28 protein-coding genes and 1 tRNA gene are annotated in these 25422 nt (G+C 65.7%); 9 read left to right on the top strand and 20 right to left on the bottom strand.

Going from position 1 to position 25422, the window contains the following annotated elements:
• Nucleotides 1-33: 33 nt before the first annotated feature.
• The 3 genes from OU682_RS07695 to OU682_RS07685 all read right to left on the bottom strand — a co-directional run bounded on the left by OU682_RS07695 (nucleotide 34) and on the right by OU682_RS07685 (nucleotide 3045).
• Entirely contained in the window at nucleotides 34-1254 is a 1221-nt protein-coding gene (locus OU682_RS07695) for a 3-deoxy-D-manno-octulosonic acid transferase (protein ID WP_268941483.1), read from the bottom strand.
• Nucleotides 1255-1468: 214 nt separating this feature from the next.
• Nucleotides 1469-1545: transfer RNA gene (locus OU682_RS07690), tRNA-Arg, on the bottom strand.
• A 78-nt stretch (nucleotides 1546-1623) separates the two neighbouring features.
• Entirely contained in the window at nucleotides 1624-3045 is a 1422-nt protein-coding gene (locus tag OU682_RS07685) for a sensor histidine kinase (RefSeq protein WP_268941482.1), read from the bottom strand.
• 264 nt (nucleotides 3046-3309) lie between these two features.
• On the opposite strand from OU682_RS07685, the gene rpmH reads away from it, so the two are divergent.
• The 9 genes from rpmH (at nucleotide 3310) to OU682_RS07640 (ending at nucleotide 9935) form a co-directional block, all read left to right on the top strand.
• Complete coding sequence (gene rpmH / locus OU682_RS07680; protein ID WP_268941481.1) at nucleotides 3310-3444, top strand: 50S ribosomal protein L34; 135 nt, start codon at nucleotides 3310-3312, stop codon at nucleotides 3442-3444.
• Nucleotides 3445-3488: 44 nt separating this feature from the next.
• Nucleotides 3489-3890, top strand: coding sequence for a ribonuclease P protein component (gene rnpA / locus OU682_RS07675; protein ID WP_371832217.1), 402 nt, complete (start codon nucleotides 3489-3491; stop codon nucleotides 3888-3890).
• A complete protein-coding gene (gene yidD / locus OU682_RS07670; protein ID WP_268941480.1) occupies nucleotides 3887-4150 on the top strand; it encodes a membrane protein insertion efficiency factor YidD in 264 nt (87 codons plus the stop codon). Before rnpA ends, yidD begins: the two co-directional genes overlap by 4 nt.
• Nucleotides 4134-5012, top strand: coding sequence for a tRNA 2-thiocytidine(32) synthetase TtcA (gene ttcA, locus OU682_RS07665; RefSeq protein ID WP_268941479.1), 879 nt, complete (start codon nucleotides 4134-4136; stop codon nucleotides 5010-5012). The genes yidD and ttcA overlap by 17 nt, the downstream gene beginning before the upstream one ends.
• 109 nt (nucleotides 5013-5121) lie before the next feature.
• Nucleotides 5122-6957, top strand: a complete 1836-nt coding sequence (gene yidC, locus OU682_RS07660; RefSeq protein WP_268941478.1) for a membrane protein insertase YidC — start codon at nucleotides 5122-5124, stop codon at nucleotides 6955-6957.
• The gene (locus OU682_RS07655; protein ID WP_268941477.1) at nucleotides 6954-7715 is read left to right on the top strand and encodes an MOSC domain-containing protein; all 762 of its coding nucleotides are present in this window, start codon (nucleotides 6954-6956) and stop codon (nucleotides 7713-7715) included. Before yidC ends, OU682_RS07655 begins: the two co-directional genes overlap by 4 nt.
• A complete protein-coding gene (gene yihA / locus OU682_RS07650) occupies nucleotides 7712-8362 on the top strand; it encodes a ribosome biogenesis GTP-binding protein YihA/YsxC (protein WP_268941476.1) in 651 nt (216 codons plus the stop codon). Before OU682_RS07655 ends, yihA begins: the two co-directional genes overlap by 4 nt.
• A 75-nt stretch (nucleotides 8363-8437) precedes the next feature.
• Nucleotides 8438-9337, top strand: a complete 900-nt coding sequence (gene argB / locus OU682_RS07645) for an acetylglutamate kinase (RefSeq protein ID WP_268941547.1) — start codon at nucleotides 8438-8440, stop codon at nucleotides 9335-9337.
• 79 nt (nucleotides 9338-9416) lie between these two features.
• On the top strand, nucleotides 9417-9935 hold the full coding sequence (locus OU682_RS07640; protein ID WP_268941475.1) for a SixA phosphatase family protein: 519 nt from the start codon (nucleotides 9417-9419) through the stop codon (nucleotides 9933-9935).
• Nucleotides 9936-10069: 134 nt separating this feature from the next.
• On the opposite strand, the gene OU682_RS07635 is transcribed toward OU682_RS07640, so the two are convergent.
• From OU682_RS07635 to secY, 17 genes are all read right to left on the bottom strand, one after another.
• Entirely contained in the window at nucleotides 10070-10858 is a 789-nt protein-coding gene (locus OU682_RS07635) for an amino acid ABC transporter ATP-binding protein (protein ID WP_329609793.1), read from the bottom strand.
• A 12-nt stretch (nucleotides 10859-10870) separates the two neighbouring features.
• Nucleotides 10871-12325 carry an amino acid ABC transporter permease gene (locus OU682_RS07630; RefSeq protein WP_268941474.1) on the bottom strand — a complete coding sequence of 485 codons (1455 nt, stop codon included), beginning with the start codon at nucleotides 12323-12325 and terminating at the stop codon, nucleotides 10871-10873.
• 1 nt (nucleotide 12326) lies between these two features.
• Nucleotides 12327-13583 (bottom strand): amino acid ABC transporter permease, encoded by a 1257-nt coding sequence (locus tag OU682_RS07625; protein WP_268941473.1) that lies wholly within the window; start codon nucleotides 13581-13583, stop codon nucleotides 12327-12329.
• A gap of 107 nt (nucleotides 13584-13690) precedes the next feature.
• Complete coding sequence (locus tag OU682_RS07620; RefSeq protein WP_268941472.1) at nucleotides 13691-14707, bottom strand: amino acid ABC transporter substrate-binding protein; 1017 nt, start codon at nucleotides 14705-14707, stop codon at nucleotides 13691-13693.
• A 165-nt stretch (nucleotides 14708-14872) separates the two neighbouring features.
• Nucleotides 14873-15586 (bottom strand): ATP12 family chaperone protein, encoded by a 714-nt coding sequence (locus OU682_RS07615; protein WP_268941471.1) that lies wholly within the window; start codon nucleotides 15584-15586, stop codon nucleotides 14873-14875.
• Nucleotides 15583-16239 carry an HAD-IA family hydrolase gene (locus OU682_RS07610; RefSeq protein WP_268941470.1) on the bottom strand — a complete coding sequence of 219 codons (657 nt, stop codon included), beginning with the start codon at nucleotides 16237-16239 and terminating at the stop codon, nucleotides 15583-15585. Before OU682_RS07610 ends, OU682_RS07615 begins: the two co-directional genes overlap by 4 nt.
• The gene (locus OU682_RS07605; protein WP_268941469.1) at nucleotides 16236-17285 is read right to left on the bottom strand and encodes an RluA family pseudouridine synthase; all 1050 of its coding nucleotides are present in this window, start codon (nucleotides 17283-17285) and stop codon (nucleotides 16236-16238) included. Before OU682_RS07605 ends, OU682_RS07610 begins: the two co-directional genes overlap by 4 nt.
• A complete protein-coding gene (crcB, locus tag OU682_RS07600) occupies nucleotides 17282-17647 on the bottom strand; it encodes a fluoride efflux transporter CrcB (protein ID WP_268941468.1) in 366 nt (121 codons plus the stop codon). Before crcB ends, OU682_RS07605 begins: the two co-directional genes overlap by 4 nt.
• Nucleotides 17648-17678: 31 nt before the next feature.
• Nucleotides 17679-18995 (bottom strand): replication-associated recombination protein A, encoded by a 1317-nt coding sequence (locus tag OU682_RS07595; RefSeq protein ID WP_268941467.1) that lies wholly within the window; start codon nucleotides 18993-18995, stop codon nucleotides 17679-17681.
• 50 nt (nucleotides 18996-19045) lie between these two features.
• Nucleotides 19046-19636 carry an acyl-homoserine-lactone synthase gene (locus tag OU682_RS07590; RefSeq protein WP_268941466.1) on the bottom strand — a complete coding sequence of 197 codons (591 nt, stop codon included), beginning with the start codon at nucleotides 19634-19636 and terminating at the stop codon, nucleotides 19046-19048.
• Between the two features lie 62 nt (nucleotides 19637-19698).
• A complete protein-coding gene (locus tag OU682_RS07585; protein ID WP_268941465.1) occupies nucleotides 19699-20310 on the bottom strand; it encodes a helix-turn-helix transcriptional regulator in 612 nt (203 codons plus the stop codon).
• Nucleotides 20311-20620: 310 nt separating this feature from the next.
• Nucleotides 20621-21040, bottom strand: a complete 420-nt coding sequence (rplQ, locus tag OU682_RS07580; RefSeq protein ID WP_268941464.1) for a 50S ribosomal protein L17 — start codon at nucleotides 21038-21040, stop codon at nucleotides 20621-20623.
• A gap of 152 nt (nucleotides 21041-21192) precedes the next feature.
• A complete protein-coding gene (locus OU682_RS07575) occupies nucleotides 21193-22209 on the bottom strand; it encodes a DNA-directed RNA polymerase subunit alpha (RefSeq protein ID WP_268941463.1) in 1017 nt (338 codons plus the stop codon).
• 114 nt (nucleotides 22210-22323) lie between these two features.
• Nucleotides 22324-22713, bottom strand: coding sequence for a 30S ribosomal protein S11 (rpsK, locus tag OU682_RS07570; RefSeq protein WP_089386342.1), 390 nt, complete (start codon nucleotides 22711-22713; stop codon nucleotides 22324-22326).
• Between the two features lie 12 nt (nucleotides 22714-22725).
• The gene (rpsM, locus tag OU682_RS07565; protein ID WP_207469462.1) at nucleotides 22726-23094 is read right to left on the bottom strand and encodes a 30S ribosomal protein S13; all 369 of its coding nucleotides are present in this window, start codon (nucleotides 23092-23094) and stop codon (nucleotides 22726-22728) included.
• 156 nt (nucleotides 23095-23250) lie between these two features.
• Nucleotides 23251-23922, bottom strand: a complete 672-nt coding sequence (locus OU682_RS07560; protein WP_268941462.1) for an adenylate kinase — start codon at nucleotides 23920-23922, stop codon at nucleotides 23251-23253.
• Nucleotides 23923-23949: 27 nt separating this feature from the next.
• Entirely contained in the window at nucleotides 23950-25320 is a 1371-nt protein-coding gene (gene secY, locus OU682_RS07555; protein ID WP_268941461.1) for a preprotein translocase subunit SecY, read from the bottom strand.
• Between the last annotated feature and the right edge of the window lie 102 nt (nucleotides 25321-25422).

Genomic DNA, 25422 nt, shown 5'->3' with positions numbered 1-25422 from the left:
ACGAACCCTTTTCCCTTCCTGCCTTATATCGGGTCAGGCCCGCGTCCCTGCAAGCTCCCGCAGGCGCCCGACCAGCGCGGCGGGATCCCCCGCCCGGTCGTCCAGCACCCGCCGCGCCGCTTGCCCCATCCGCCGGGCCTCCGCTGGATCGCTCGCAAGGCGCGTCAGGTGGTCCCCCAGCGTCCCGGCATCCACCCGCAGCGCCGCACCCGCCGCGCCAAGGGCTGCATAAGCGTCGGTGAAGTTGCCGATATCGGGGCCGTGCAGGATAGCGCTTGCATGGGCGGCAGGCTCCCAGGGCGTATGGCCGCCCCGGTCGGTCAGGGAACCGCCCACAAAGCAAAGCCCCGCCGCCGCATACCAGAGATCCATTTCCCCCAGCGTATCGGCAAGCAGCACCTCGCCCCCGTCACCCCCGGCAGAGCGTCGCCCGAAGGCGATCCCGCGGGCGGCCAGCAGGTTGGCGACCTCCTCCCCCCGGCGCGGATGGCGGATCGCCAGGATCAGCCGCAGGTCCGGGTATTGACGGCGCGCCCGCAGCCAGGCGTCCAGCACCGCCTCCTCCTCGCCCTCATGGGTCGAGGCGGCCAGCAGCGTCCGGTCCCGGGATGTCGAAGGCGGGGGCGGCCGGATCCCGGCGGGCGTCAGCAGCTTCAGATCCAGCCCGGGAAGGACGGCGCTGTCGGGCAGGCCCAGCGCGCGCAACCGCGCCTCGCTGCCGCCATCCTGCGCCGAGAGGACCGTCAGCCGCCGCAGGACCGGCCCGATCAGGCGGGGCAGCCGCCGCCAGCGCGACGCGGATCGCGCCGACATGCGCGCCCCGATCACCGCCTGCGGGATGCCGCGACCGGCCAGCATCCGCGACCGCAGCGGCCAGAACTCTCCCTCGACCGTGACCTGCAAGCGCGGTCGAACTTGGTCCAGGAAGCGCGCCAGGGCGCCCGGCAGGTCCAGAGGCGCCAGCCGCGCCGTCGTTCCCCACCCCGCCGCCATGTCCCGCCCGGTCAGGCTGTTGGCCGTCACCAGCACCCGGTGCGTCTGCGCCAGCGCCTCGATGATCGGCCGGGCCGAGGTCAGCTCTCCAACCGAGGCGCCGTGAAACCAGATGTCGGCCGGTGCGATCCCGTCCAGCGCAAGCCTGTCCCGCAGCGCCTCTCCGCCCCCGATGGCGCGCAGGCGCAGTCCCTGTTCCAGAATGGCGGCGGTGGCGCGATAGATCATGGCAAGCGCTATAGCCCAGGCAGGCCGCCGCATGAAGGCCGCCCGGCGCGGCGGAACCCAGGCGAATACCTGACGTTGGCTTCAGAAGCACGGAATATCAGGAGGTTTCCATGAAGGGTCTTGTCGCCTGGTGGCTGGGCGTGCCGGTCATCGTGATCATTGTTCTGTATCTGACCGGCATCTTCTGACCGCATGGCAGGGCCGCCCCGCAGGGCAGTCTGTCTAGCATGTGATGCAGAAGGAAAGGTGGCGGACCCGGAGCGATTCGAACGCCCGACCCCCAGATTCGTAGTCTGGTGCTCTATCCAGCTGAGCTACGGGTCCGTCGTAGGGCGGTGATCTATCCGCCTGTTCCGGGGGATGCAAGGGGGGTTTCGCGAAAAAACATCGCCGCTTCCGTTTTTATCGCGATGCCACCGCCTGCTGCGCTGGCAGGATCGCGATGTCGCGCGGGATATGGATCATGAACTGGCTTCCCTCGGCATCGCTGCGGACCAGATCCAGTCGCCCGCCATGGCCCCGGACCAGATCGGCCGCGATCGTCAGCCCCAAGCCCGTGCCACCCTTGCGCACACTGCCCGAAAAGGGCTTGAACAGGTATTCCCGGGCCTTTTCGGGCAGGCCGGGGCCGGTGTCGCCCACGCGGATCCACCAGTCGTTGTCCGTCTCGCCCGCGCCGATCTCGACCGTGCCGGGCTGGCCGGTGCCCTCGATGGCCTGGCGCGCGTTCCGCGTCAGGTTCGCCAGCACGCGATACAACTGGTCGCGGTCGGCGCGGATGGTCAGGGTGGGCGGGATGTCGGTCAGGAATTCGACCTTCGCCGCCGCATCGCTGGCCAGCGACTCGGCCTCGATCACCTCGGCCGCCAGTTGCGCCAGCGGAAAGCGCGACAGCGTGGGGGCAGGCTCCTCGGCCTTGCCGAAGGCCAGCGTGGTTTCGCACAGGTTCACGGCGCGACTGATCGAGTTGACGAGCTTGGGCGCCGCGCGCCTGACCTTGGGATCGCCGCTGTCTTCCAGCCGGTCCGCGAAGATCTGCGCGGTGGTCAGGATGTTGCGCAGGTCGTGGCTGATCTTGGCCACCGCCTCCCCCAGCTGCGCCATCCTTTCGCGTTGCTTCAGCGAGGACGTGACCGTCTTCTGCATCGATTCCATCGCGGTTTCGGCATCGCGCAGCTCCACCAGCCGGGCATCGGGGGTGATGATATGGCGCGGGTCCTCGGGTGCCTGGGCATAGGAGACCATGTGGCTGATCACGCGCCGGATCGGCACCAGCACCATCCGCTGCACGGCCAGGTTCAGCAAGACCGCCGTCAGGATCGAGAAAGCCGCCGAAAGCAGCAGCAGGCGGATGCCATAGTCGATCATCGCGGTCCGCAGCGGCGCGGTTTCCATGGTGATCTCGATCAGCTGGCCCGCTTGGTTGACGGGCGAGCCGATGACGCGGATCACCTCGTTCCGGCGGTTCAGCAGGGTGCCAAGGGCATCGCCGATGGTCTGCGGCACGCCGTCCTCGCGCAGGTCATAGGTCTGGGCGACAGGTCCCGGGATGGGCGAGGACAGGACAAGCTGGCGGATGTCGTTCCGGCGCAGGACCACGTTGAAGACCCCGGCATTCTGCAGCAGTTCCGATTCCAGGTCGCTGGCCAGCGATTCGTCGGTCGCCAGCAAGGCAAGGCTGGCGATCTGCGCCCGCTCCAAGCGCGATTCGAGATAATCGAGCCGAAAGCTGGCCAGGGCAGGAAGCAGGATGAACAGTTCCGCCAACATCACGAAGATGATCGTCAGCGCGGCGAATCGGCCAGTGATCGTATTCAGTCGCATGTATTCTTGATTGTCATCGCGTCGAACACGCGTGTTTCGGCCCGGTGGCCCCCGTTTGCACATCAAACGAATGTGATCATAAGCAGGTTCCTGCCCGGGTGGAAAAGGACATTCTGCAAATGGCCCCGCCATGGCGGTTGACGGGACGGGCCGGGTGATCTATCCAGCGGACTTCAAACAACCGGCGCGTTCGCGTGCAGGGTGGGATTTTGCAATTCCGCCACTGCCGCCCGCCACCCGCAGATACGACCCCGGAGATTGACCATGAAGCGCACCTTTCAACCCTCGAACCTCGTTCGTGCGCACCGTCACGGCTTTCGCGCCCGCATGGCGACCAAAGGCGGCCGTCTGGTGCTGAACCGCCGCCGCGCCAAGGGCCGCAAGCGCCTGTCGGCCTGATCCTTTTGCGGCGGGCCAATCCCGCCGATCCAAGGGCTTTCGATATGCCGCCCCTGCCCCATCCCGTTGCCCCTGCGCGACCCGAGGATGACGGCACGGCGGCATTTCGCATGTCGATGCCACAGGTCATCGCCAAGCGCGCCGATTTCCTGGCGGCCTCGCGGGCCGTGCGGCAGGGCACGCCCGGCTTTCTGCTGCAGGCGCGCGACCGCGGCGACGGCGCACCCTTCCGCGTGGGCTTCACCTGCTCCAAGAAGATCGGCAATGCGGTGATGCGCAACCGGGCCAAGCGGCGCCTGCGAGAGATCGCGCGCCTGCATCTGCCCCAGGGCGCGCGGCAAGGCTGGGACTATGTCCTTGTCGGCCGGCCCGAGGCGACGGTCAGCCGCGATTTCGCCGACCTCTGCCGCGACCTGACGAACGCGCTGCGGAAGATTCATCCATGAGCCCGCTGGCCCATCTGCTGGCAATGCCGGTCCGGGCCTATCGGCTGGTGGCCTCTCCCTGGGTCGGGCATGGCTGCCGCTTCCAGCCGACCTGTTCCGCCTATGCCCTAGATGCGCTGTCGCGCCACGGCGCCCTTCGCGGCACCTGGCTGGCGGCCCGCCGCATCGGGCGCTGTCATCCCTGGGGCGGCGCGGGCTATGATCCGGTGCCGGGCTCCGACCCCGACCACGAAAGGCATTCCCATGCTGGACGACACTGACGAGTCGACCGAGATCCACCCGCTGTTCGCGGGCGCCCCTTCCTCGACCGAGTTCCGCAAGCTGCGCAAGCGGCTGGTGCGCGAAACCCGCGCCGCGATCGAGGACTACGGCATGATCCGGCCCGGCGACCGCTGGCTGGTGTGTCTCTCGGGCGGCAAGGACAGCTATACCCTGCTGGCCGTCCTGCATGAACTGAAATGGCGCGGGCTGCTGCCGGTCGATCTGCTGGCCTGCAACCTGGACCAGGGCCAGCCGAACTTTCCGGCGACCGTGCTGCCGCGGTTCCTGACTGAACGCGACGTGACCCACCGGATCGAATACCAGGACACCTATTCCATCGTCACGGACAAGATCGCACCCGGCGGGACCATGTGTTCACTGTGCTCGCGCCTGCGCCGGGGCAACCTGTATCGCATTGCGCGCGAGGAAGGCTGTTCCGCCGTGGTCCTGGGCCATCACCGCGACGACATCCTGGAAACCTTCTTCATGAACCTGTTCCACGGCGGCAGGCTGGCGACCATGCCGCCGAAGCTGCTGAACGAGGACGGCGACCTGACCGTGCTGCGCCCCCTCGCCTATGTGGCCGAGGCCGATTGCGAGCGGTTTTCGCGGGCGATGAACTATCCCATCATTCCCTGCGACCTGTGCGGCAGCCAGGAAGGCTTGCAGCGCGTCCAGGTGAAGCGCCTGCTGGACGAATGGGAGTCGCGGACCCCCGGCCGCCGGCAGGTCATGTTCCGCGCGCTGATGAACGTGCGCCCCTCGCACCTTCTGGACCCGAAGCTGTTCGACTTCGCATCGCTGTTCCCCGGCGCGGGATCGGCGGCGCCCGACGATATCCCGCAGTTGCGGGACCTGTGACGCATCGCAATCCCGTGCGGATGCTGGCCTTCCGGGGCAAATCCGCTTGACCTTTAGGCGCCCCTTCTGTTGAAGCGGCGCGACTGACGCGCAAAGGCTTGGTGACGGAATGGAAGACAACAACCGCAATCTGATCCTGGCGACGGTGCTGTCGTTTCTGGTGATCTTGGTCTGGTACACGGTCTTCGCGCCCGAGCCCCCGGCCCCCACGGCCGAACAGCCGGTCGCGGTCGAAACCCGCACCCAGGATGTGCCGCTGGCCAACCCGGAAAGCAGCACGCTGCCCGCCGACCTGGGCGCGGTGCCCGCCGGCGCCGCCCCGCAGGCGGGCCGGGTGCGGATCCAGACGCCCGCGCTCTCGGGCTCGATCTCGCTGGCCGGTGGCCGCATCGACGACCTGCTGCTGACCAGGTACCGCGAGACGCTGGACGACAATTCGCCCAACGTCCGGCTGCTGTCGCCCTCGTCTGCCACCGCCACGGCGGACATCCAGACGGGCGAGGCCAAGCCCTATTACGCCGTCTATGGCTGGACCCCCGGACCCGGCGTCGATCCGGCGCTGGTTCCCGGCCCCTCGACCGTCTGGACCGTGGAATCGGGCGACACCCTTGCCCCCGGCCAGCCCGTCACGCTGGCCTGGGACAACGGCGCGGGCCAAATCTTCCGGCGCACCTTCCAGGTCGATGACAACTATCTGTTCACCGTCAGCCACAGCCTGCAGAACAACGGCGACGCGGCCTTCACGGCCGCGCCCTATGGCATCATCGCCCGCCACAGCCGCCCCGACACGCAGAACTTCTTCGTTCTGCACGAAGGCGCCGTCGGCATGAACGACGGCGAGTTGCTGGAACTGAAATACGACAAGATCGCCGAACTGGACCCCATGGACCGCGAGGGCCGGGCCGCGGTGAACGAAGTCACCAGCAACGGCTGGGTCGGCTTCACCGACAAGTACTGGATGACGACGCTGGCCCCGGCGCCGGGACAAGCCTTCACCTCGGTCGTGAAATATGCCGAAGGCGCGGACATCTTCCAGACCGAAGCCCGCTATCCGATGCAGACCGTCCAGCCCGGCACCCAGGTCAATTCCGACAGCTACCTGTTCGCGGGCGCCAAGGTCTGGGAGGTGATCAACGGTTATCAGGAAACCCCCGGCATCCAGCGTTTCGTCGATTCGATCGACTGGGGCTGGTTCTACTTCCTGACCAAGCCGATCTTCCGCCTGCTGCACTGGCTGCATGGCATGATCGGCAACATGGGCTGGTCGATCATCGCGCTGACCTTTATCCTCAAGACCCTGGTCTTCCCGCTGGCGCGCAAGTCCTACATCTCGATGGCGAAGATGAAGGAACTGCAGCCGCAGCTGGAGGCGCTGAAGGAACGGACCGGCGACGACCGCATGAAGTTCCAGAAGGAGATGATGGAGCTTTACAAGCGCGAGAAGGTGAACCCCGCCGCGGGCTGCCTGCCCGTGCTGCTGCAGGTCCCGATCTTCTTCGCGCTCTACAAGGTGATCTTTGTCACCATCGAACTGCGCCACGCGCCCTGGATCGGCTGGATCCACGACCTTGCCGCGCCCGATCCCTCCTCGCTGTTGAACCTGTTCGGCCTGCTGCCCTTCGCGCCCCCGGCCCAAGGCACGCTGCTGCATTCGCTGTCGCTTCCCGCGCTTGCGATCGTGCTGGGCATCAGCATGTGGCTGCAACAGCGCCTGAACCCGACCCCGGCCGACCCGGCGCAGAAGATGATCTTCGCCTGGATGCCCTGGATCTTCATGTTCATGCTGGGCGGCTTCGCCTCGGGCCTGGTGCTCTACTGGATCACCAACAACCTGATCACGATCGCGCAGCAGTACACGATCATGTCGATGCACGGCCACCGGCCGGACCTGTTCGGCAACATCAAGTCCTCGATCCCCGCGCGACCGAAGAAGGACAGCAAGTGACGGCACGTCTGGCCCATATCCGCCGCCACCCGATCAAGTCGATCGGCGGAGAGGGGCTGGACCGCGTGACCCTGGCGGCCGCCCGCCGCCTGCCGGGCGACCGGGAATGGGCCGTGCTGACGGAAGCTGGCGAGCGCAACGCCCAGGCCAGTCAGACGGGGGGCGAGCCTGACCGCTGGCTGCCGAAGTCCTGCTTCGTCCGCGGCGTGCAGTCGCCGCAGGTGCAGGCGATCAGCGGCGGCTGGACGGATGGCCTGCTGACCTTGCGCCAGCCGATGCAGGCCGATCTGGTGATCGACCCCGAGACCGACAGCGACCGGCTGGTCGAATGGCTGCGGCCCTTGTGGCCGACCGGTGCACCCGCCCCCACGCGCCTTGTGCGCGGCGCGGCGATCTGGACGGACCAGAAATGGCCCTGGATCTCGGTCCTGTCGCTGGCGAGCCTTGCCGAGCTGGAAGCCCGCACGGGCCAGCCGCTTGGCATCCACCGCTGGCGCGGCAACCTGTGGGTGGATGGCTGGCAGCCTTGGGCGGAACGCGAACTGATCGGCCAGATCATCCGCATCGGCAGTGTCGAACTGCGCGTGACCGACCAGATCGGCCGCTGCGATGCGACCAGCGCCAATACCGAAATCGGGGACTCCGACATCGACATGCTTACCACGCTGGAAAGCCTTTATGGCCATACCGATTTCGGCATCTTCGCCGAGGTCGTCACGGGTGGCGAAATCGCCCTGGGTGACGAGGTCACGGCATGAAGGTCGCCTTTCCCGTCGCCCTCGAGCCCGATGAGGACGCCGCAGAAGCCGCGCGCCTGCTGTTCGCGGGCCCCGTCGATTTCCTCAAGGGCGTGGTCGCCATGGACGGCCTGCCCCCCGCCGACCGCCCCGAGGTCTGCTTCGCGGGCCGCAGCAACGCAGGCAAGTCCAGCCTGATCAACGCGCTGACGGGTCGCAAGGGCTTGGCCCGTGCCTCGAACACGCCTGGGCGCACGCAAGAGATAAACTACTTCACCCTGGGCGAGCACAGCTATCTGGTGGACCTTCCGGGCTATGGCTTTGCCAAGGCACCGGTCGCCGTTGTCGCCAAGTGGCAGGCGCTGCTGAAGAGCTATCTCGCCGGGCGCCCGACGCTGCGCCGCGCCTTCTGCCTGATCGATTCGCGACACGGCGTAAAACCCGTCGATCACGAGATCATGACCTTGCTGGACAAGTCCGCCGTGCCCTTTCAGGTCGTGCTGACCAAGGCCGACAAACTGGGCCCCAACGCCATCAAGCCAGTCCTGGAACAGGTCGAGACCGAATTGCAGAAGCATCCGGCGGCCTTCCCGCAGATCGTCGTGACCTCGTCCGAGAAGGGCCAAGGCATCACGACCCTGCGCGCGATCATCGCCAGCCTCGACTAAACGCGTCTGGACTGATCCGCCGATGCGCCCTAGGGTCCGCCCGTCGACAAGGGGCCAAGGATGAGAACGCAGAACATGAACCGGGACTGGACCGCCACCGCTCGCACCCTTTCCGAGGCCCTGCCCTATCTGCAACGCTATTCCGGCGCGGTTGTTGTCGTGAAGTTCGGCGGCAATGCCATGGGCGATGACGAGGCGATGGCCGAATTCGCCCGCGACATCGTGCTGATGAAGCAGGTCGGCATGAACCCGGTCGTCTGCCATGGCGGCGGCCCGATGATCAACGAATTGCTGGGCAAGCTTGGCATCCAAAGCACCTTCGTGCGCGGCAAGCGCGTGACCACCAAGGAAACGGTGGAGGTCGTCGAGATGGTGCTGTCCGGCCTGGTCAACAAGCGCATCGTCCAGGCCATCAACGACGCCGGTGGCCGCGCCGTCGGCATCAGCGGCAAGGACGACGACCTGATGGTCTGCGAGGCGGACGACCCCGAGCTGGGCTTCGTCGGCCGCCCCGTCGAGATGAACGTCCAGATCATCCGCGACCTCTACAAGGCGGGCATGATCCCGGTCATTGCTCCCGTCGCCACCGGCATGGCCGACAACGAGACCTTCAACGTCAATGGCGACACGGCCGCGGGCGCCATCGCGGGCGCCCTGCGCGCCGACCGGCTTTTGCTGCTGACCGATGTTTCCGGCGTCAAGGACAAGAACGGCGAGGTCCTGACCCAGCTCCATCCCGACCAGGTCCGCGACATGATCGCCGACGGCACCATCGCGGGCGGCATGATCCCCAAGACCGAAACCGCGCTGAAGGCCCTGCAGGACGGGGTGCGGGCCGTGGTGATCCTGGACGGCCGCGTGCCCAACGCCACCCTGCTGGAACTGTTCACCGAACATGGCGCGGGCAGCCTGATCCGGTCCACCCCGGCCAGCACCCGGCCGCGCGGTCTGCGCCAGGGCGAGGCGTCGCTTTAGGCCACGCATCGCCTTGCCGAAGACGCGGCGGAATGGCAGGCTGCGTCCACATCGGCTTGAAACGGGGACCTGCTAACTTATGACACCGCTTGGACATCGACGGCTGATCCTGACGCGCCATGCCAAGTCGGCCTGGGATGACCCGGCACTGGCCGATCACGACCGCCCGCTGAACGATCGCGGCCGCCGTTCGGCCCGCGCGCTTGGCGACTGGATGGCCTCGCGCGGCTACGAGCCCGAAGAAGTCCTGTGTTCCTCGGCTGCCCGCACGCAGGAAACCTGGGCCGTGATCGCAAGCGCGCCGCTGGAGGTGCGCCCCGTCCTCAGGATCGAGCCGGGGCTGTATCACGCAACCCCCGAAAAGATGCTGACGATCCTGAAAACCGCCACATATCCGACGGTGATGATGCTGGGCCACAATCCGGGCATCTCCGAATTCGCGGCGCTTCTGCCCGCGCGCCTGCCGATGGATCCCGACTTCCGCCGCTTTCCGACCGCTGCCACGCTGGTCGTCGATTTCCAGGTGGACAACTGGTCGCAGATCGAACCCGGCCAGGGCAGCGTGATGGATTTCGTCCGCCTCGACGGGCGGCGCTGATCCTTCATTCTGGCGGAAATATCCCACGGAGCGTGAGACGCGCCCGGAAAAAGGTCCAGTGGACCTTTTCCAGCGGCGAACGCCTGCCGACATGCGGCAGGCTTGGGGGGGTGTGAAACCTCCGGCCTCGCCCCCTAGTGCCCCAGGATCTGGCTCAGGAACAGCTTGGTGCGTTCCGACTTGGGATTGTTGAAGAACTCGCGCGGTTCGTTCTGCTCGACGATCTGGCCCTGGTCCATGAAGATCACGCGGTTGGCCACGGCCTGGGCAAAGCCCATCTCGTGCGTCACGCACAGCATCGTCATTCCCTCCTCGGCCAATTCGATCATCGTGTCTAGAACCTCCTTGATCATCTCGGGGTCAAGCGCCGATGTCGGTTCGTCGAACAGCATGATCTTGGGCTGCATGCAGAGCGAGCGGGCGATGGCCACGCGCTGCTGCTGGCCGCCCGACAACTGTCCCGGATATTTCCCGGCCTGTTCGGGGATCTTGACCTTTTCCAGGAACTTCATGGCCGTCGCCTCGGCCTGTTTCCTGGGCACCTTGCGCACCCAGATGGGCGCCAGCGTGCAGTTCTCCAGCACGGTCAGGTGCGGGAACAGGTTGAAGTGCTGGAAGACCATGCCGACTTCCGACCGCACCTTGTCGATGTTCTTGATGTCATTGGTCAGTTCGATCCCGTCCACGACGATATGGCCGGACTGGTGTTCCTCCAGCCGGTTGATGCAGCGGATCAGGGTGGACTTGCCCGACCCCGAGGGGCCGGCGATCACGATCCGCTCGCCCCGGTGAACGGTCAGGTCGATGTCGCGCAGCACGTGGAAATTGCCGTACCACTTGTTCATGTTGCGGATGTCGATCGCAACCTCGTCGCTGACCTGCATGTGGCTGCGGTCGATCTTGCGGGTGATGTCTTCGCTCATGAGCGGTGGTCCTTACCTGTGGTCGCGATGCAGCCGGCGTTCGAGATACATCGAATATCGCGACATGCAGAAGCAGATCAGAAAGAAGATGAAGCCGACGAAGATGTAAGGCTCCCAGTAGATGCCCTTCCAGCTTGTGCTGGCGCGCACCGCGTCGGACATGGATTTCAGCGGATCATAGAGGCCCACGAAGGTCACCAACGTGGTGTCCTTGAACATGCCGATGAAGGTGGACACGATGCCGGGGATCGAGATCTTCAGCGCCTGCGGCAGGACGATCAGCCGCTGCGCCTTCCAGTAGTCCAGGCCCAGGGCATCCGCCGCCTCGTACTGGCCCCGTGGCAGGGCGGCCAGGCCGCCCCGGATCACCTCGGCCATGTAGGCGGCGGAAAACAGCGTGACCATGATGATGACGCGCAGGATGATGTCGAAGGTCGTTCCCGGCGGCAGGAAGTAGTTCAGCAGCAGGGATGCCACGAACAGCAGCGCGATCAGCGGCACGCCGCGGATGAACTCGATGAAGATCACCGCCAGCGTCTTGACCAGGAACATGTCGGACCGCCGCGCCAGGGCCAGCACGATGCCCAGAGGCAGCGACATGGCGATGCCCGCCACGCCGATGGTGATCGACAGCAGGAAGCCCCCGAAGCGGTCCGAGTCGACGGCGGGGATCGCCAGAGACACCAGGCTTTCCGCGTCGCGCGCGGCATCGCCCGCAAAGACGATCCACCAGACCAGCGGCACGATCAGCGCCACAATCGTCGCGATCAGGCTGGAAACGCGGCCAAGCAGCCGCCAGGCGATCCAGCCCAGCACCGGCCCGACCAGCACCATGATCGGCCCCCAGGCCGACCCGCCCCACAGGAGCCACACCCCCAGCAGCGGATAAAGGATCGAGAAGACCAGCAGCCAGGCCGGATGACGTTCCGAGATCAGGATCGCGCCGACCAGCACGACGGCGGCAAAGACCAGCCAGGCGGCGGGCGCGCCCAAGGCGACCATCAGCCACAGCGTCAGCACGGTCGTGATGACCAGCACCACGCGCCGGATCCAGACCGATTCCGAAAACAGCACCGGTGCCAGCGCCACGAACAGCAGGCCGAAGGTCATGGTCGGGCGCCAGTAAAGTTCGACCGGGTAGAAACCATAGACATACTGGTTCCAGCGTTCGCGGATCACGGCCCAGCAGGCGCCGCGCGCCCCCTCGCCCCAGGTTTCGGCGATGATCTGGCGGCATTCCGCCAGACTGTTCGCGTTCCAGACTGAATGGGCGAACCAGTCCCAGAAATGGCTGACCAGGAACCAGACGATCAGGCCCCCCAGCAGGGTCAGGATCGTGTTCAGCGGCCCGGAAAACAGGTTTTCCCGCAGCCAGCGGACGGCCCCCGCCTCTCGCACCGGGGGATCGGCTGGCGGCAGCATGGTGTCGCGCACGAAGGGAACGGTCTGGGCGTGGGTCTCGCTCATCTCACCGCTCCTTCAGCTTCACGCGGGCGTTGAACAGGTTCATCCCGGCCGAGATGCTCAGGCTGAGCACCAGATAGACCCCCATCATCAGCACAATGGCTTCCAGTTCCCGCCCCGTCTGGTTCAGCGTGGTGCCGCCCAGCGTGCCCTTGATGTCCATGTAGCCCACGGCGATCGCCAGAGAGCTGTTCTTGGTCAGGTTCAGGTACTGGGAAATCAGCGGCGGGATGATCACCCGCAGCGCCTGCGGCAGGATCACCAGGTTCATTGTGCGGCCCGGCCGCAGGCCCAGGGCAAAGGCCGCCTCGGACTGCCCGCGGCTGACGGCCAGGATCCCGGCCCGCACGATTTCCGCGATGAAGGCCCCGGTATAGAGCGTCAGGGCCAGCCACAGCGCGACAAGGCCGTTCTGCACGTTCAGCCCGCCGGTGAAGTTGAAGCCCTTCAAGGTCGGCGGGATCAGGTGCAGGCCGAAATACCAGATCAGCAGCAGCGAAGGCACCGTCATGACGCCCAAGCTCATCCACCAAGTGGTGGGCCGGCTGCCGGTTCGGTCCTGGATCTGCTGCGCCCAGGCCCCGATCATCCGCCTGGCGATCCAGCCCGCGACCAGCACCACGGCAAAGGCCAGCGTGGCCCAGCTGATCGTGATACGCGCGCCCAGATCCAGGCTGCCCGGGTCGTTTGTCATGCCCAGCGTCGGGATCGCGGTATAGCGGTTCGTCAGCGCCACATTGTCGAACAGGATCATGCTTGCCGTGGGATTTTCCCCCCGGAAGGCATTGGGCGGGGGCATGACCTCGGTGAAGATCGCGAAGACGATCAGGATCCACAACAGCAGCGGCACGTTGCGGAAGGCCTCGACATAGACGGTCATCAGCCGGGCGATCAGCCAGTTCTTGGATAGCCGCGCCACGCCCGCGATGATGCCCACCACGGTGGCCGCGATGCAGCCGAGGATCGACACGATCAGCGTGTTCAGCAGCCCGACGGCCGCCGCCCGCAGATGCGTGTCGTTCGAGGTATAGGGGATCGGCGTCTGCGGGATGTCATAGCCCGCGCGCTGCCACAGGAAGCCGAAGTTGAAATCCTTGCCCAAGGCCGCCAGGTTGCGGATCGTGTTGTTGACCAGCCACCAGGCCAGCGCCATCACCAGGATGAACACGATCACCTGAAAGGTCATCGACCGATAGCGCCGATCATAGATCAGCATGCTTGGCCGGAACGGCGTGGTCGCCGGCACTGAAAGGTCCGTCATTCTTCTACCCCTGCAGCCGGTCTTGCCTTGTTGTGGCAGCTTTTGTTGCAACCGGTCTTGTCATGCGAAAGGGGGCGCGGATGCGCCCCCTTGGTCGTGGCTATGCCTTACCTGAAGGGCATCGCATACATCAGCCCGCCCTGCGTCCACTGGGCGTTCAGCCCGCGTGCCAGACCGATCGGGGTCTGTTCCCCGATATTGGCCGCGAAGATCTCGCCATAGTTGCCGCTGGCCAGGATGGCGCGCTTGGCCCAGTCCTTGTCCAGCCCGATCATCGCGCCCAGGTCGTCGGTCACGCCCAGAAGGCGCTGGACCTCGGGGTTCTGCGAGGACTTGGCCAGTTCCTCGATGTTCTTCGAGGTGATGCCGTATTCCTCGGCCGCGACCAGCGCGTAGAGCGTCCAGCGGACGATGTCGCCCCAGTTGTTGTCACCGTGGCGCACGGCCGGTCCAAGCGGTTCCTTCGAGATGATCTCGGGCAGGATGATGTGGTTTTCCGGGTCCGCGAAGGCCGCGCGGGTGGCGGCAAGGCCCGAAGCGTCGGTCGTGTAGGCGTCGCAGGCGCCGGCCATGTACTGCTGCTCGCCCTCGGCGTTGCTGTCGATGTTGACCGGCTGGTAGGTCATGTTGTTGGCCTTGAAGTAATCGGCCAGGTTCAGTTCCGTGGTGGTGCCGGTCTGGATGCAGACGGTCGCGCCGTCCAGTTCCTTGGCCGAGGTCACGCCCAGGTCCTTGCGGACCATGAAGCCCTGGCCGTCGTAGTAGTTGACGCCGATGAAATCCAGCTTGAGGTCGGTATCGCGCGAGAAGGTCCAGGTCGAGTTCCGCGCCAGCAGATCCACCTCGCCCGAGGACAGGGCGGTGAAGCGGGTCTGGCCGGTCGTGGGCACGTATTTCACCTTGGCCGGATCGCCCAGCACCGCAGCGGCCACGGCCTTGCAGATATCGACGTCGAACCCCGTCCAGTTGCCATTCGCATCGGGCGCGGCAAAGCCGACAAGGCCGGTGTTCACGCCGCAGTTCAGTTCACCGCGCGCCTTCACGTCGGCCAACGTATCGGCCATTCCCGCGCCTGCCATCAGCGTGGCAGCGGCAACTGTCCCCAGAAAAACCGAAGTCTTCATTTCTACCCCTTTGTTGGCTGCCGCCGTTGCAGGGTTTCCCCGTCGGCGACGCCCGGACCTTGGCGCCCGGACTTGTCATTTGGAAGCCCCGAAGGACATCCCATAGGCAACATAGTGCTGATCCTTCCCGATGCGTCAAGCGCGACGCCCAAGGGCCGGGCAGTTTCAACCGCGGCGGGACAGGTGCCACAGCCGCTCTGCAACCAGCATCGCAACCCTGCGGCTTTCGGCGGCATCGGCCGCCTCGTCGTCCTGGCCCCAGCGTTCGGCCTGGAAATCCTCGTCAATGCGGCAGATGCGGAACGCCGTTTCCGCGTCGATCCGGCCGCGGATGACGGCTAGGCCCAGGATCAGCGATCCGGGCAGCGTCACAAGATCATGCAGCGCGGTCAGGCCGAAGACGTCCAGCTCAGCAAGATGCTGATGCAGCCGCGCCAGGGACTGCTCGTCCTGCCGGACCGGGATGACGCCATAGGTGATGCGCAGGGGCGCGCGCAACTCGGTCGCGGCCCAGTCGATCAGGGGGTCCCAGGCCTCGGCCTGGCGCCGGGCCAGTTCCGCAGGCTGGTCGGCGCGATAGGACAGCAGGTCGGTGCCCCCGTATTCGGCAAGCATGCCTGCCACACCGGCAAACTGAGGAGCGACCTTTTCCACCGCCGAATTGGCCGCGCGGGTCAGCGGCATGGTGTAGGGGTCGATCACATCGGCCTGCGCGTCCCACTCCGCCGCGACCGCCGCCGCCAGTCCGGATGTGGGCAGGATCAGCGGCAGCTTGCCGGGGGTTCTCAGGGGGCGGTCGTCCAGCGCCACCTCGAACCCGTCATCGGCGGGCCTGACCGAGGATGCCTTCCAGAACCGCCGCGCTTTCCATTCGCTCATGCTGCCCACCTTGCCACTGCCTGGCCCAAATCCGCAAAATCCGCCGCGACAAGCGCGGCCCCGGAACCTGTCAGCAGGTCCGGCGCGTGATAGCCCCAGCCGACGCCAAAGCCGGTCATTCCCGCCGCCCGTGCCATGTCCATGTCAAAGCTGGTATCGCCGATCATCACCGCATCCGTGACGGGAACGCCCGTCTCGGCAAGGGCGGCCAGCAGCATCGCCGGGTGGGGTTTCGACGGGTGGTCGTCCGCCGTCTGGAGGCTGACAAAGCGGCCCTCCAGCCCATGCGCCTGGATCATCGCCGCAAGGCCGCGCCGCGACTTGCCCGTGGCCACGGCCAGCAGGGTGTCGTCCCGCCCGGCCAGCCGGTCCAGACAGTCCCGCGCGCCGGGATAAAGCGGCGCCTGCTCAATCAGCCGCGCCTGCATGAAGGCCGTGCGATAACCTTCCACGATCCGCGCCTGCGTAGCCGCGTCATGCCCCCGCGCCAGGTGCGCCACCGCGACCGGCAGCGACAGGCCGACGATCTGCAGCACGGCTTCCCTTGGCAGGGGATCCAGCCCCGCGCCCTCGAAGGCGGCCGTCATGGCGCCGTGGATATGGTGCTGGCTGTCAACCAGCGTGCCGTCGACGTCAAAGACGACCAGCTTCATTCGATATCCGCGAAGGGATCGTCCGGCACGTCGTTCTCGTGCCAGCCCAGTGTCCGCCAGGTCCGCGCCATGTGCTCCGGCAGGGGCGCCGTCAGGGTGATGCGCTTCTTCGTGATCGGGTGGTCGAAGCTGATGCTGCGGGCGTGCAGGTGCAGCTTGCGGCTGATCTCGCCCCCTAGCTGAGCGCCCCAGCCATCGCCCAGGTTCTCCTGCCCCGAGCCGCCGTATTTGCCGTCGCCCACGATCGGATGGCCCAGTTCCGCCATATGCGCGCGCAACTGATGCGTCCGCCCGGTGATCGGAACCAAGGCACACCAGCTGACGCGCGTGCCAAGCGCGTCCAGCACGGCATAATCGGTGGTCGCGCGCTTCGCCCCCTCGGTCTTGTCGATGTCGCGGGGATGGACGGCGATCATCTTCTCGCCCTCGCCGCCCCGGCCATGGCCCGGCGCCTTGACCAGACCAAATCGGACCGTGCCCATGCGCGGGTTCGGCACGCCCGCGACGGCCGCCCAATAGATCTTGCGCGTGGTGCGGGACCGGAACGCCTCGGACAGCGCGCGCGCGACGCGATCGGTCCGCGCCAGCAGCAGGACGCCCGAGGTGTCCTTGTCCAGCCGGTGCACCAGCTTGGGGCGATCCTTGAAGCCGAACATCAGCGCCGCCGTCAGCCCGTCCACATGCCGGTCGCCCTGCCCGCTGCCGCCCTGGCTGGGCAGCCCCGGAGGCTTGTTCAGCGCGATGATATGTTCGTCCTTCCACAGCACCGCCGCCTGGATCATCTGCTGGTCCGACTGCGGGATGCGCGGACCCTCAGGCTTGGGACGCTCCGCCGTCGCCTCGGGCAGCGGCGGCACGCGAACCTCCTGCCCCGCCTCAAGGCGGGTGGCCGCCTTGACCCTGCCGCCATCGACGCGCAACTGCCCGGTGCGGCACATCTTCTCGACGGCGCCCTGCGTCAGCTGCGGAAAGCGTTTCTTCAGCCAGCGGTCGAGGCGCTGTTCGCCCTCGTCACCGCCGACGCGGATGGTCTGGACGCCGCTCATGCGAAGATTCCTCGTCCGATGGTCAGGCCGATCAAGACTGCGGCCAGCGACAGGATCACCGAGCCTGCGACATAAAGAACCGCCAGGCCCCCCTGCCCCCGTTCCCAGAGTGTCACGGCGTCCAGCGAGAAGGCCGAAAAGGTGGTGAACCCGCCCAGGACGCCGGTCAGCAGCAAGGGCGCCCAGGCCCCGCCCCGCACGGCCAGCAGTGCCGCCAGCAGGCCCATGACAAGGCTGCCTGCGACATTGACGGCGAATGTCGCCAGCGGCAGGCCGCCGGGGGGCATCGCACGATACATGCCGAGGCGCGCCACCGATCCGATGGCGCCGCCGATGGCGACCTGAAGATATGGGTTCATCATGGCGCGTAACTGTGGCCCCTTGGGCGCAAAGTCAACCGCCGCGCTTCAACCGCTGCGACACGAACCAGTCGAGCCGCTTCTTCAGTTCGCGCTCGAAGCCGCGCTCGACCGGGGTATAAAGCACGGGCCGCTTCATGCCCTCGGGGAAATAGTTCTGGCCGCTGAAGCCGTCCTCGGCATCGTGGTCATAGGCATAGCCCGCGCCATAGCCCTGGTCCTTCATCATCTGGGTCGGCGCGTTCAGGATATGGGCGGGGGGCATCAGGCTGCCCGTGCGCCGCGCCTCGGCGCGGGCGGCCTTGTAGGCCACATAGCCCGCGTTGGATTTCGGGGCCAGCGCCAGGTAGATCACGGCCTGCGCCAGGGCCAGTTCGCCTTCCGGGCTGCCAAGCCGTTCATAAAGCGCCCAGGCATCCAGGCAATGGCGCTGCGCGGCCGGATCGGCCAGGCCGATATCCTCGACCGCCATGCGGGTGATGCGGCGGGCAAGGTAACGGGGATCCTCGCCCCCTTCCAGCATTCGGGCCAGCCAGTACAGCGCCGCGTCGGGATCGCTGCCGCGCACCGATTTGTGCAGGGCCGAGATCAGGTTGTAATGCTCGTCCCCCGACTTGTCGTATTTCGCGGCCCGTCGCATCAGCCGTTGCGCCATGGCGGACGCATCGACCGGCTTGTCGGTCCTCCAGGCGGCCACCTGCTCGATCAGGTTCAAGGCGGCGCGGCCGTCGCCGTCGGCCATCTCCAGCAGCGCGTCGCGCGCCTCGCCGGTCAGGGGCAGCTTGCGGCCCAGTTCGCGTTCCGCGCGCTGCGCCAGCAGTTCCAGATCACGCAGCGACAGGCGCTCCAGCACGATCACCTGCGCCCGCGACATCAGCGCGGCGTTCAGTTCGAAGGAGGGATTCTCGGTCGTCGCCCCGACCAGAAGGATCGTGCCATCCTCCATGTGGGGCAGGAAGCTGTCCTGCTGCGCCTTGTTGAAGCGGTGGATCTCGTCCACGAACAGCAGCGTGCCGCGGCCCTGCTGGCGCCGCAGTTTCGCGGACTCAAAGACCTTGCGCAGTTCCGGTACGCCCGAAAAGATCGCGCTGATCTGAACGAAGGTCAGGCGGGTCTCATCCGCCAGAAGCCGCGCGATGGTCGTCTTGCCGACGCCCGGCGGCCCCCAGAGGATCAGCGACGACAGGCTGCCCGACGCCAGCATCGACCCCAGCGGTCCGTCCGGGCCAAGGACCTTGTCCTGGCCGATCACATCGCCCATGCGCACCGGGCGAATACGATCGGCCAAGGGTCGTACCGCCGGGGTGGGCGGTGGCTCGGACGAGGTGCTGGCGTCGAACAGGTCGGGCATGATACACCATATTACGCCCGCTGGGCCTCGCCGCACAAGATGTGCTGGCCTCAGTGCATCTTTGGTGCCAGATTGATCGCGACGCACTGGAAGTTGGCATCGTCGATCCACATGACCCGGCCAATGGCCTCGGCCTCCAGACCGCAGCGGCCATACCAGCGCGGCCAGCTGGCCCCGGTCAGCGCGATCAGCTTGGTGGCGCCCAGCTCGCGGGCCGAGCCCGTCATCGCCTCGACCATCTTGAAATGGACCTTGCGGCGATAGCTCTGCGGGATGTCATGGCTGACGAACACGCGCGAACATTCCCACACCAGATCGTCCACCGGAGCCTCGCCATCCAGAAGGTCCTGCGGGATCGACCCGCCCAGGATGCCCTTCTGCGCATCGCGGATCATGTAGCTGTAGATGCCGCAGCGGGCGGTCGTGGGGGTCAGGCGGAAGCCTGCCAGCACCTCGCCTTTGTCGTGAACGGCGATCCAGCGGCTCTGGGGCGTGTCGTACTGGTCGAACTCCATGTCGTCGGCTTCGGGCAGGTCCCAGTTCTTCTGGATGATGAAGCTTTGCTTCCGCGCGCGAAACAGGTTGGCGAACAACTCGCCATGGTTGTGGAGGTTCGAAAAAGAAAGCGTGGTCGTCTGCATGGTCGTACTCCTGGGGTGCGAGGGTGACCCTTCCCCACATCACGGTTCCCCTGGGCGATGGCCTAGAGCAGACGGTATTCCTTGGCCCTTTGCAGCGCCTCGGCCGTCGTGCGTGCCTTCAGTCTTTCGCGGACCGAGATCAGCCTGGCTTTGAACGCGCTTTCGGTGATGCCAAGTTTGGCTGCCGCTGCTGCATGACGATCGCCCTCCGCAACGCAACGAAGGGCTTCTTTCTGAGCCTTTGTCAGGCTCGCCGGCGGCTCCGTTGAATCGTGAAGCCGACGTACCGTGGTCGAGATCTCGGCGATCTCGTCATCCGTGAACTCGCGGTCATCGCGCGCGAAGCTGGCGATGGTGCGGGAATTGATCGGACCGCAGGATACCGTCAGCCCGAAGGTCAGGCCGTGGTTCGCTGCATCCTTGAGAATGTTGAACGGATCCGGAATCGGCAGGCTGGACCAGCGGCAGGCGCCCGTCGTGGAAAAGCCCCATGCAATCGTCGGGTCACGCAGCGCATAGCCGTTCTGGGAATAGAAATCGGACCATTCCTCGGCATAGGTCTGGAACTGCATCAGGGGGGCGGCGAAGCGGATGTGCAGCCCGACAAAATAGCCGGCCGGGGCAAGTTTCCCCAGCTTCCGCAAGCCTGCATTGATATCTGCGCGTGATGACATGACTTTTTAGACAAATTGCGTTCGGAACCGTCAACGTACAATCTAGTAGTGACGCGTAATTGTTGCCATATCATTAATGGGATGGGAGATCCCACCAATGCGGCCATCCAGCGGATTGAACGCGCTCCCAGCCGATCTTCGCCAGCAGTTGCTGGCGATGCCCCTGACATCCGACGAGAAGAATGACGTTGCGCAAGCCTTGGTGCAGATGGCGGCAGCTTCGGAAAAGATGTGCAATTTGTCGCAGCATGACGAAAAATGCCCCGCAGGCTGAAAAGCCGCGGGGCGCATGATTCGCGAGGGGATGCGCTTATTCGGCGTCGGCCGACTCGGCCTCGACACGGGCGCGGTCCGCGGCGCCCTTGGCCGAGGTGTCGCGATCCACGAACTCGATGATCGCCATCGGTGCCATGTCGCCATAGCGGAAGCCGGCCTTCAGCACGCGGACATAGCCGCCCTGACGGTCCTTGTAGCGCGCGCCCAGAACCTCGAACAGCTTGGCGACGTGCTGGTCCTGCTTCAGCTGGGCAGCGGCCTGGCGGCGGGCGTGCAGGTCACCGCGCTTGGCGAGCGTGATCAGCTTCTCGACGATCGGGCGCAGTTCCTTGGCCTTGGGCAGGGTGGTCTTGATCTGCTCGTGCTCGATGAGCGAGCCGGCCATGTTGGCGAACAGCGCCTTGCGGTGTTCGTGGGTGCGGTTGAGGCGGCGATAGCCACGGGCGTGACGCATGATGATTCTCCGTTTACGTCTTTTGCTTTGTCCGGCAGCCCATGCGTGCGGGCCGCTCTCCTTGGGGCGGGATGCCCTTCTTGTCGCAAGGCGCGTGCAAGCACGCACCCTACAGGCTTCAGGCAGGGTGCGTGTTCACACGCACCGCTACCTTAAAACTGGTCGTCGAAACGCTTGGCCAGGTCCTCGATGTTCTCCGGCGGCCAGTCGACGACATCCATGCCCAGGTGCAGGCCCATGCCCGACAGGACTTCCTTGATCTCGTTCAGCGACTTGCGGCCGAAGTTCGGGGTGCGCAGCATCTCCGCTTCGGTCTTCTGGATCAGGTCGCCGATATAGACGATGTTGTCGTTCTTCAGGCAGTTGGCCGAACGCACCGACAGTTCCAGCTCGTCCACCTTCTTCAGCAGGCGCGGATCGAACTCCAGACCCTCGTCGCTGTCCTGGCGGTTGGCCGACTCGGGCTCGTCGAAGTTCACGAAGACCGACAGCTGGTCCTGGACGATGCGCGCGGCATAGGCCACGGCGTCTTCCGGGGTCAGCGAGCCGTCTGTTTCGATCTTCATGGTCAGCTTGTCATAGTCCAGCACCTGGCCCTCGCGGGTCGGCGTGACTTCGTAGCTGACGCGCTTCACGGGCGAGAAGATGGCGTCGATCGGGATCAGGCCGATGGGCGCATCCTCGGGGCGGTTCTTGTCGGCGGCGACATAGCCCTTGCCGGTCTGGACCGTCAGTTCCATGTTCAGCTCGGCGCCGTCGTCCAGGTGGCAGATGACGTGGTCGCGGTTCAGGACGGTAATGCCGGCGGTCTCCTGGATGTCGGAGGCCTTGACCTCGCCCGGGCCCTTGGCGGACAGGGTCAGCCGCTTGGGCCCTTCCACGTCCATCTTCAGCGTCACGCCCTTGAGGTTCAGGACGATGTCGGTCACGTCCTCGCGGACGCCGGCGACGCTGCTGAATTCATGCAGGACGTTGTCGATCTGGACCGAGGTGATCGCCCCGCCCTGCAGCGACGACAGCAGCACGCGGCGCAGCGCGTTGCCCAGCGTCAGGCCGAAGCCGCGCTCCAGGGGCTCGGCCACCAGCGTGGCGGTGCGGGTGGCATCCGCGCCCGGCTTGACGACCAGCTGAGTCGGCTTGATCAGCTCGGCCCAATTCTTGTGGATCATGCGTTTGCCTCCATTCTTGTCCCCGCCCCATGTCCTTGGCCGGAAACGCCCGAGGTTGAAAACGTAAAGACCGAACCGCGCCCAAGGCGCGGTCCGGGTAAGTGTGATCTGCGATCAGACGCGGCGGCGCTTCGGGGGGCGGCAGCCGTTATGCGCGATCGGCGTCACGTCGCGGATCGCGGTGATGTTGAAGCCGACCGACGCCAGTGCGCGCAAAGCCGATTCGCGGCCCGAGCCGGGGCCCTGGACTTCGACTTCCAGCGTGCGGACGCCATGTTCCTGCGCCTTGCGGCCCGCGTCTTCGGCGGCCATCTGCGCGGCGTAGGGGGTCGACTTGCGCGAGCCCTTGAAGCCCATGGTGCCGGCTGACGACCACGAGATCGCGTTGCCCTGCACGTCCGAGATCAGGATCTTGGTGTTGTTGAAGGAGGAGTTCACATGCGCAACGCCGGTGGCGATGTTCTTGCGTTCCTTGCGCTTCATGCGGGTTTTGTCGCGTGCCATATCCTCTACCCCTTATTTCTTCTTGCCAGCGATGGGCTTCGCCGGACCTTTGCGGGTGCGGGCATTGGTGTGGGTGCGCTGACCGCGAACCGGCAGGCCGCGGCGGTGACGCAGGCCGCGATACGAACCCAGATCCATCATGCGCTTGATGTTCATCTGGGTTTCGCGGCGCAGGTCGCCCTCGACGGACAGGTTTGCGTCGATGTACTCGCGGATCTGAAGAACTTCGGCGTCCGACAGGTCGTTGACGCGCCGCGCGCGGTCAATGCCGACGGCTTCGCAGATCTGTTCGGCATACATCGGGCCGATGCCATGGATATAGGTCAGGGCGATCGGGACGCGTTTCCCGGTCGGAATGTTGACGCCAGCAATACGAGCCACGCGTTTTCCTTTATCGGTTGCGGTTCCGTAGCGCCGGAACCTTTTTTCACAACGTAAGGCCCGAAAGCCATGCCTTCGGGCCGATGATCGGTCCGCCCGCTTCCGCAGGCGATTCTCTTTCGAGATGCCGTGACTTATAGGCGGCTGTCTGCGGCGTCAAGTGCCCGTGGCGATTTCACTTGACACGGGCAGCACACCCTCGATCTGGGCTGCAACCTGGTCCATTTCGGCCAGTCCGTCCACCGGGGCAAGCTTGCCCTTGGCATAGTAATAGCCGATCAGGGGCGAGGTCTTCTTGTAGTATTCCAGAAGCCGCGTCTTCAGGCTGTCCTCGTTGTCGTCGGCCCGGCGGCGCAGGTCGGTCGAGCCGCAGACATCGCAAACACCCGCCCGCCTGGTGGGCTTGGTGTCGTCATGATACACCTCGCCGCAGTTGCCGCAGGTATATCGACCGGTGATGCGACGGACCAGCGCCTGGTCATCGACCTGCATCTCGATCACCGCGTCCAGCACCATGCCGGTTTCATCCAGCAGATGTCCAAGCGCATCGGCCTGGGCCAGCGTGCGCGGGAAGCCGTCGAAGATGAAGCCGTTGCCGCCCTCGGACAGTTTCTCGCGGATCAGCCCGATGACGATCTCGTCCGTGACCAGCTGGCCGCGATCCATGACCTCGGCCACGCGCTTGCCCATCTCGGTCCCCGAGGAGCGCGCCGCCCGCAGCATGTCGCCCGTGGACAACTGCACGAGGCCGCGATCATCGACCAGCTTGCGGGCCTGCGTTCCCTTGCCGGCACCGGGCGGCCCCAGCAGAATGATATTGATCGTCATCTAAGGTCTGTCCCCCTCGTCAGCCCGTTAGCGGCGCGACGGCGCGCGACGCGGCTTAGCGCTTCCCTCTTTGCGTTTACCACGCAATTGGGATTTCTCAATCAGGCCTTCGTATTGATGGGCCAGAAGATGGCTTTGCACCTGGTTGATGGTGTCCATGGTGACCGAAACCACGATCAGGACCGAAGTGCCGCCGAAATAGAACGGCACCGACCACTGATGGCGGATGATCTCGGGCAGCAGGCAGACCGCCGCCAGATAGGCCGCACCGATCACCAGCACCCGGTTGACGACGTAGTCCAGGTATTCCTCGGTCCGCTTGCCGGGACGGATGCCAGGGATGAAGCCGCCCTGGTTCTTCAGGTTCTCGGCCACTTCGTCGGATTTGAAGCTGACGTTCTGGGTATAGAAGTAGGCGAAGAACACGATCATCGCCGCGAAGAAGATCAGGTAGAGCGGCTGGCCGGGACCGAAATAGGCCAGGATCGTGGACATGATCGGACCCGTCTGGTTGCCCGAGAAGGTCGAGATCGTGATCGGCAGCAGCAGCAGCGAACTGGCGAAGATCGCCGGGATGACGCCCGCCGGGTTGACCTTGATCGGCAGGTGCGAGGACTGGCCGTCATAGATCTTCATGCCGACCTGGCGCCGGGGATACTGGATGCGGATCTTGCGCAATGCGCGTTCCATGAAGACCACGAAGGCGATCACGGCCACGACCATCACGATCACGCCCAGGATCACCGGGGTCGAGATCGCACCCGACCGGCCCTGCGCGAAGAAGTTCGCCAGCGCCGCCGGGATTTCCGCGACGATGCCCACGAAGATGATCAACGAGATGCCGTTGCCGATGCCGCGCGCGGTGATCTGCTCGCCCAGCCACATCAGGAACATGGTGCCGCCCACCAGGGTGATCACGACGGATGCCTGGAAGAAGACGCCCGGATCATGTGCCAGACCGCCGGCCTCCAGCGACTTCGCCAGGCCGTAAGCCTGGAACAGCGCCAGCGCGACGGTGCCATAGCGCGTGTACTGGTTGATCCTCTTGCGCCCCTGCTCGCCTTCCTTCTTCAGCTGTTCCAGCGAAGGCACCATCGAGGTCAGAAGCTGCACGATGATCGAAGCCGAGATATAGGGCATGATCCCAAGCGCGAAGACGCCCATCCGGCCAAGCGCGCCGCCGGTGAACATCGACAGGATGCCGCCGATGCCCGATTGCGCCTGGTCCATGAAGTTGCGCAGCGCGGCGCCGTCGATTCCCGGCACCGGGATATAGGTGCCAAGCCGGTAAATGATCAGCAGCCCGATCGTGAACCAGATGCGCTGGCGAAGTTCCGTGGCCTTGCCGAACGCGCTCCATGAGAGGTTCGCGGCCATCTGTTCTGCGGCTGACGCCATGTGTTTCCGTCCCGTGTCATGACAGCGCCGCCGACCCGTTTCCGGGACCGGCGGCGCCAGGAAAACCTGCTCGCTATCTATGGGGCGCGGGCGCCCCGATCA

It is taken from the genome of Paracoccus benzoatiresistens, from assembly GCF_026913015.1.
Classification (GTDB): domain Bacteria; phylum Pseudomonadota; class Alphaproteobacteria; order Rhodobacterales; family Rhodobacteraceae; genus Paracoccus; species Paracoccus benzoatiresistens.
The sequence above is the reverse complement of the archived record's forward strand: the minus strand, read 5'-3'. Positions and strand labels throughout refer to the sequence as shown.

Bases quoted from the DNA above. Each gene is read 5' to 3' on its own strand.
- OU682_RS07695 (WP_268941483.1), bottom strand. From the start codon at position 1,254: ATGCGGCGGCCTGCCTGGGCTATAGCGCTTGCCATGATCTATCGCGCC.
- OU682_RS07685 (WP_268941482.1), bottom strand. From the start codon at position 3,045: ATGCGACTGAATACGATCACTGGCCGATTCGCCGCGCTGACGATCATC.
- rpmH (WP_268941481.1), top strand. From the start codon at position 3,310: ATGAAGCGCACCTTTCAACCCTCGAACCTCGTTCGTGCGCACCGTCAC.
- rnpA (WP_371832217.1), top strand. From the start codon at position 3,489: ATGCCGCCCCTGCCCCATCCCGTTGCCCCTGCGCGACCCGAGGATGAC.
- yidD (WP_268941480.1), top strand. From the start codon at position 3,887: ATGAGCCCGCTGGCCCATCTGCTGGCAATGCCGGTCCGGGCCTATCGG.
- ttcA (WP_268941479.1), top strand. From the start codon at position 4,134: ATGCTGGACGACACTGACGAGTCGACCGAGATCCACCCGCTGTTCGCG.
- yidC (WP_268941478.1), top strand. From the start codon at position 5,122: ATGGAAGACAACAACCGCAATCTGATCCTGGCGACGGTGCTGTCGTTT.
- yihA (WP_268941476.1), top strand. From the start codon at position 7,712: ATGAAGGTCGCCTTTCCCGTCGCCCTCGAGCCCGATGAGGACGCCGCA.
- argB (WP_268941547.1), top strand. From the start codon at position 8,438: ATGAACCGGGACTGGACCGCCACCGCTCGCACCCTTTCCGAGGCCCTG.
- OU682_RS07640 (WP_268941475.1), top strand. From the start codon at position 9,417: ATGACACCGCTTGGACATCGACGGCTGATCCTGACGCGCCATGCCAAG.
- OU682_RS07635 (WP_329609793.1), bottom strand. From the start codon at position 10,858: ATGAGCGAAGACATCACCCGCAAGATCGACCGCAGCCACATGCAGGTC.
- OU682_RS07630 (WP_268941474.1), bottom strand. From the start codon at position 12,325: ATGAGCGAGACCCACGCCCAGACCGTTCCCTTCGTGCGCGACACCATG.
- OU682_RS07625 (WP_268941473.1), bottom strand. From the start codon at position 13,583: ATGACGGACCTTTCAGTGCCGGCGACCACGCCGTTCCGGCCAAGCATG.
- OU682_RS07620 (WP_268941472.1), bottom strand. From the start codon at position 14,707: ATGAAGACTTCGGTTTTTCTGGGGACAGTTGCCGCTGCCACGCTGATG.
- OU682_RS07615 (WP_268941471.1), bottom strand. From the start codon at position 15,586: ATGAGCGAATGGAAAGCGCGGCGGTTCTGGAAGGCATCCTCGGTCAGG.
- OU682_RS07610 (WP_268941470.1), bottom strand. From the start codon at position 16,239: ATGAAGCTGGTCGTCTTTGACGTCGACGGCACGCTGGTTGACAGCCAG.
- OU682_RS07605 (WP_268941469.1), bottom strand. From the start codon at position 17,285: ATGAGCGGCGTCCAGACCATCCGCGTCGGCGGTGACGAGGGCGAACAG.
- crcB (WP_268941468.1), bottom strand. From the start codon at position 17,647: ATGATGAACCCATATCTTCAGGTCGCCATCGGCGGCGCCATCGGATCG.
- OU682_RS07595 (WP_268941467.1), bottom strand. From the start codon at position 18,995: ATGCCCGACCTGTTCGACGCCAGCACCTCGTCCGAGCCACCGCCCACC.
- OU682_RS07590 (WP_268941466.1), bottom strand. From the start codon at position 19,636: ATGCAGACGACCACGCTTTCTTTTTCGAACCTCCACAACCATGGCGAG.
- OU682_RS07585 (WP_268941465.1), bottom strand. From the start codon at position 20,310: ATGTCATCACGCGCAGATATCAATGCAGGCTTGCGGAAGCTGGGGAAA.
- rplQ (WP_268941464.1), bottom strand. From the start codon at position 21,040: ATGCGTCACGCCCGTGGCTATCGCCGCCTCAACCGCACCCACGAACAC.
- OU682_RS07575 (WP_268941463.1), bottom strand. From the start codon at position 22,209: ATGATCCACAAGAATTGGGCCGAGCTGATCAAGCCGACTCAGCTGGTC.
- rpsK (WP_089386342.1), bottom strand. From the start codon at position 22,713: ATGGCACGCGACAAAACCCGCATGAAGCGCAAGGAACGCAAGAACATC.
- OU682_RS07560 (WP_268941462.1), bottom strand. From the start codon at position 23,922: ATGACGATCAATATCATTCTGCTGGGGCCGCCCGGTGCCGGCAAGGGA.
- secY (WP_268941461.1), bottom strand. From the start codon at position 25,320: ATGGCGTCAGCCGCAGAACAGATGGCCGCGAACCTCTCATGGAGCGCG.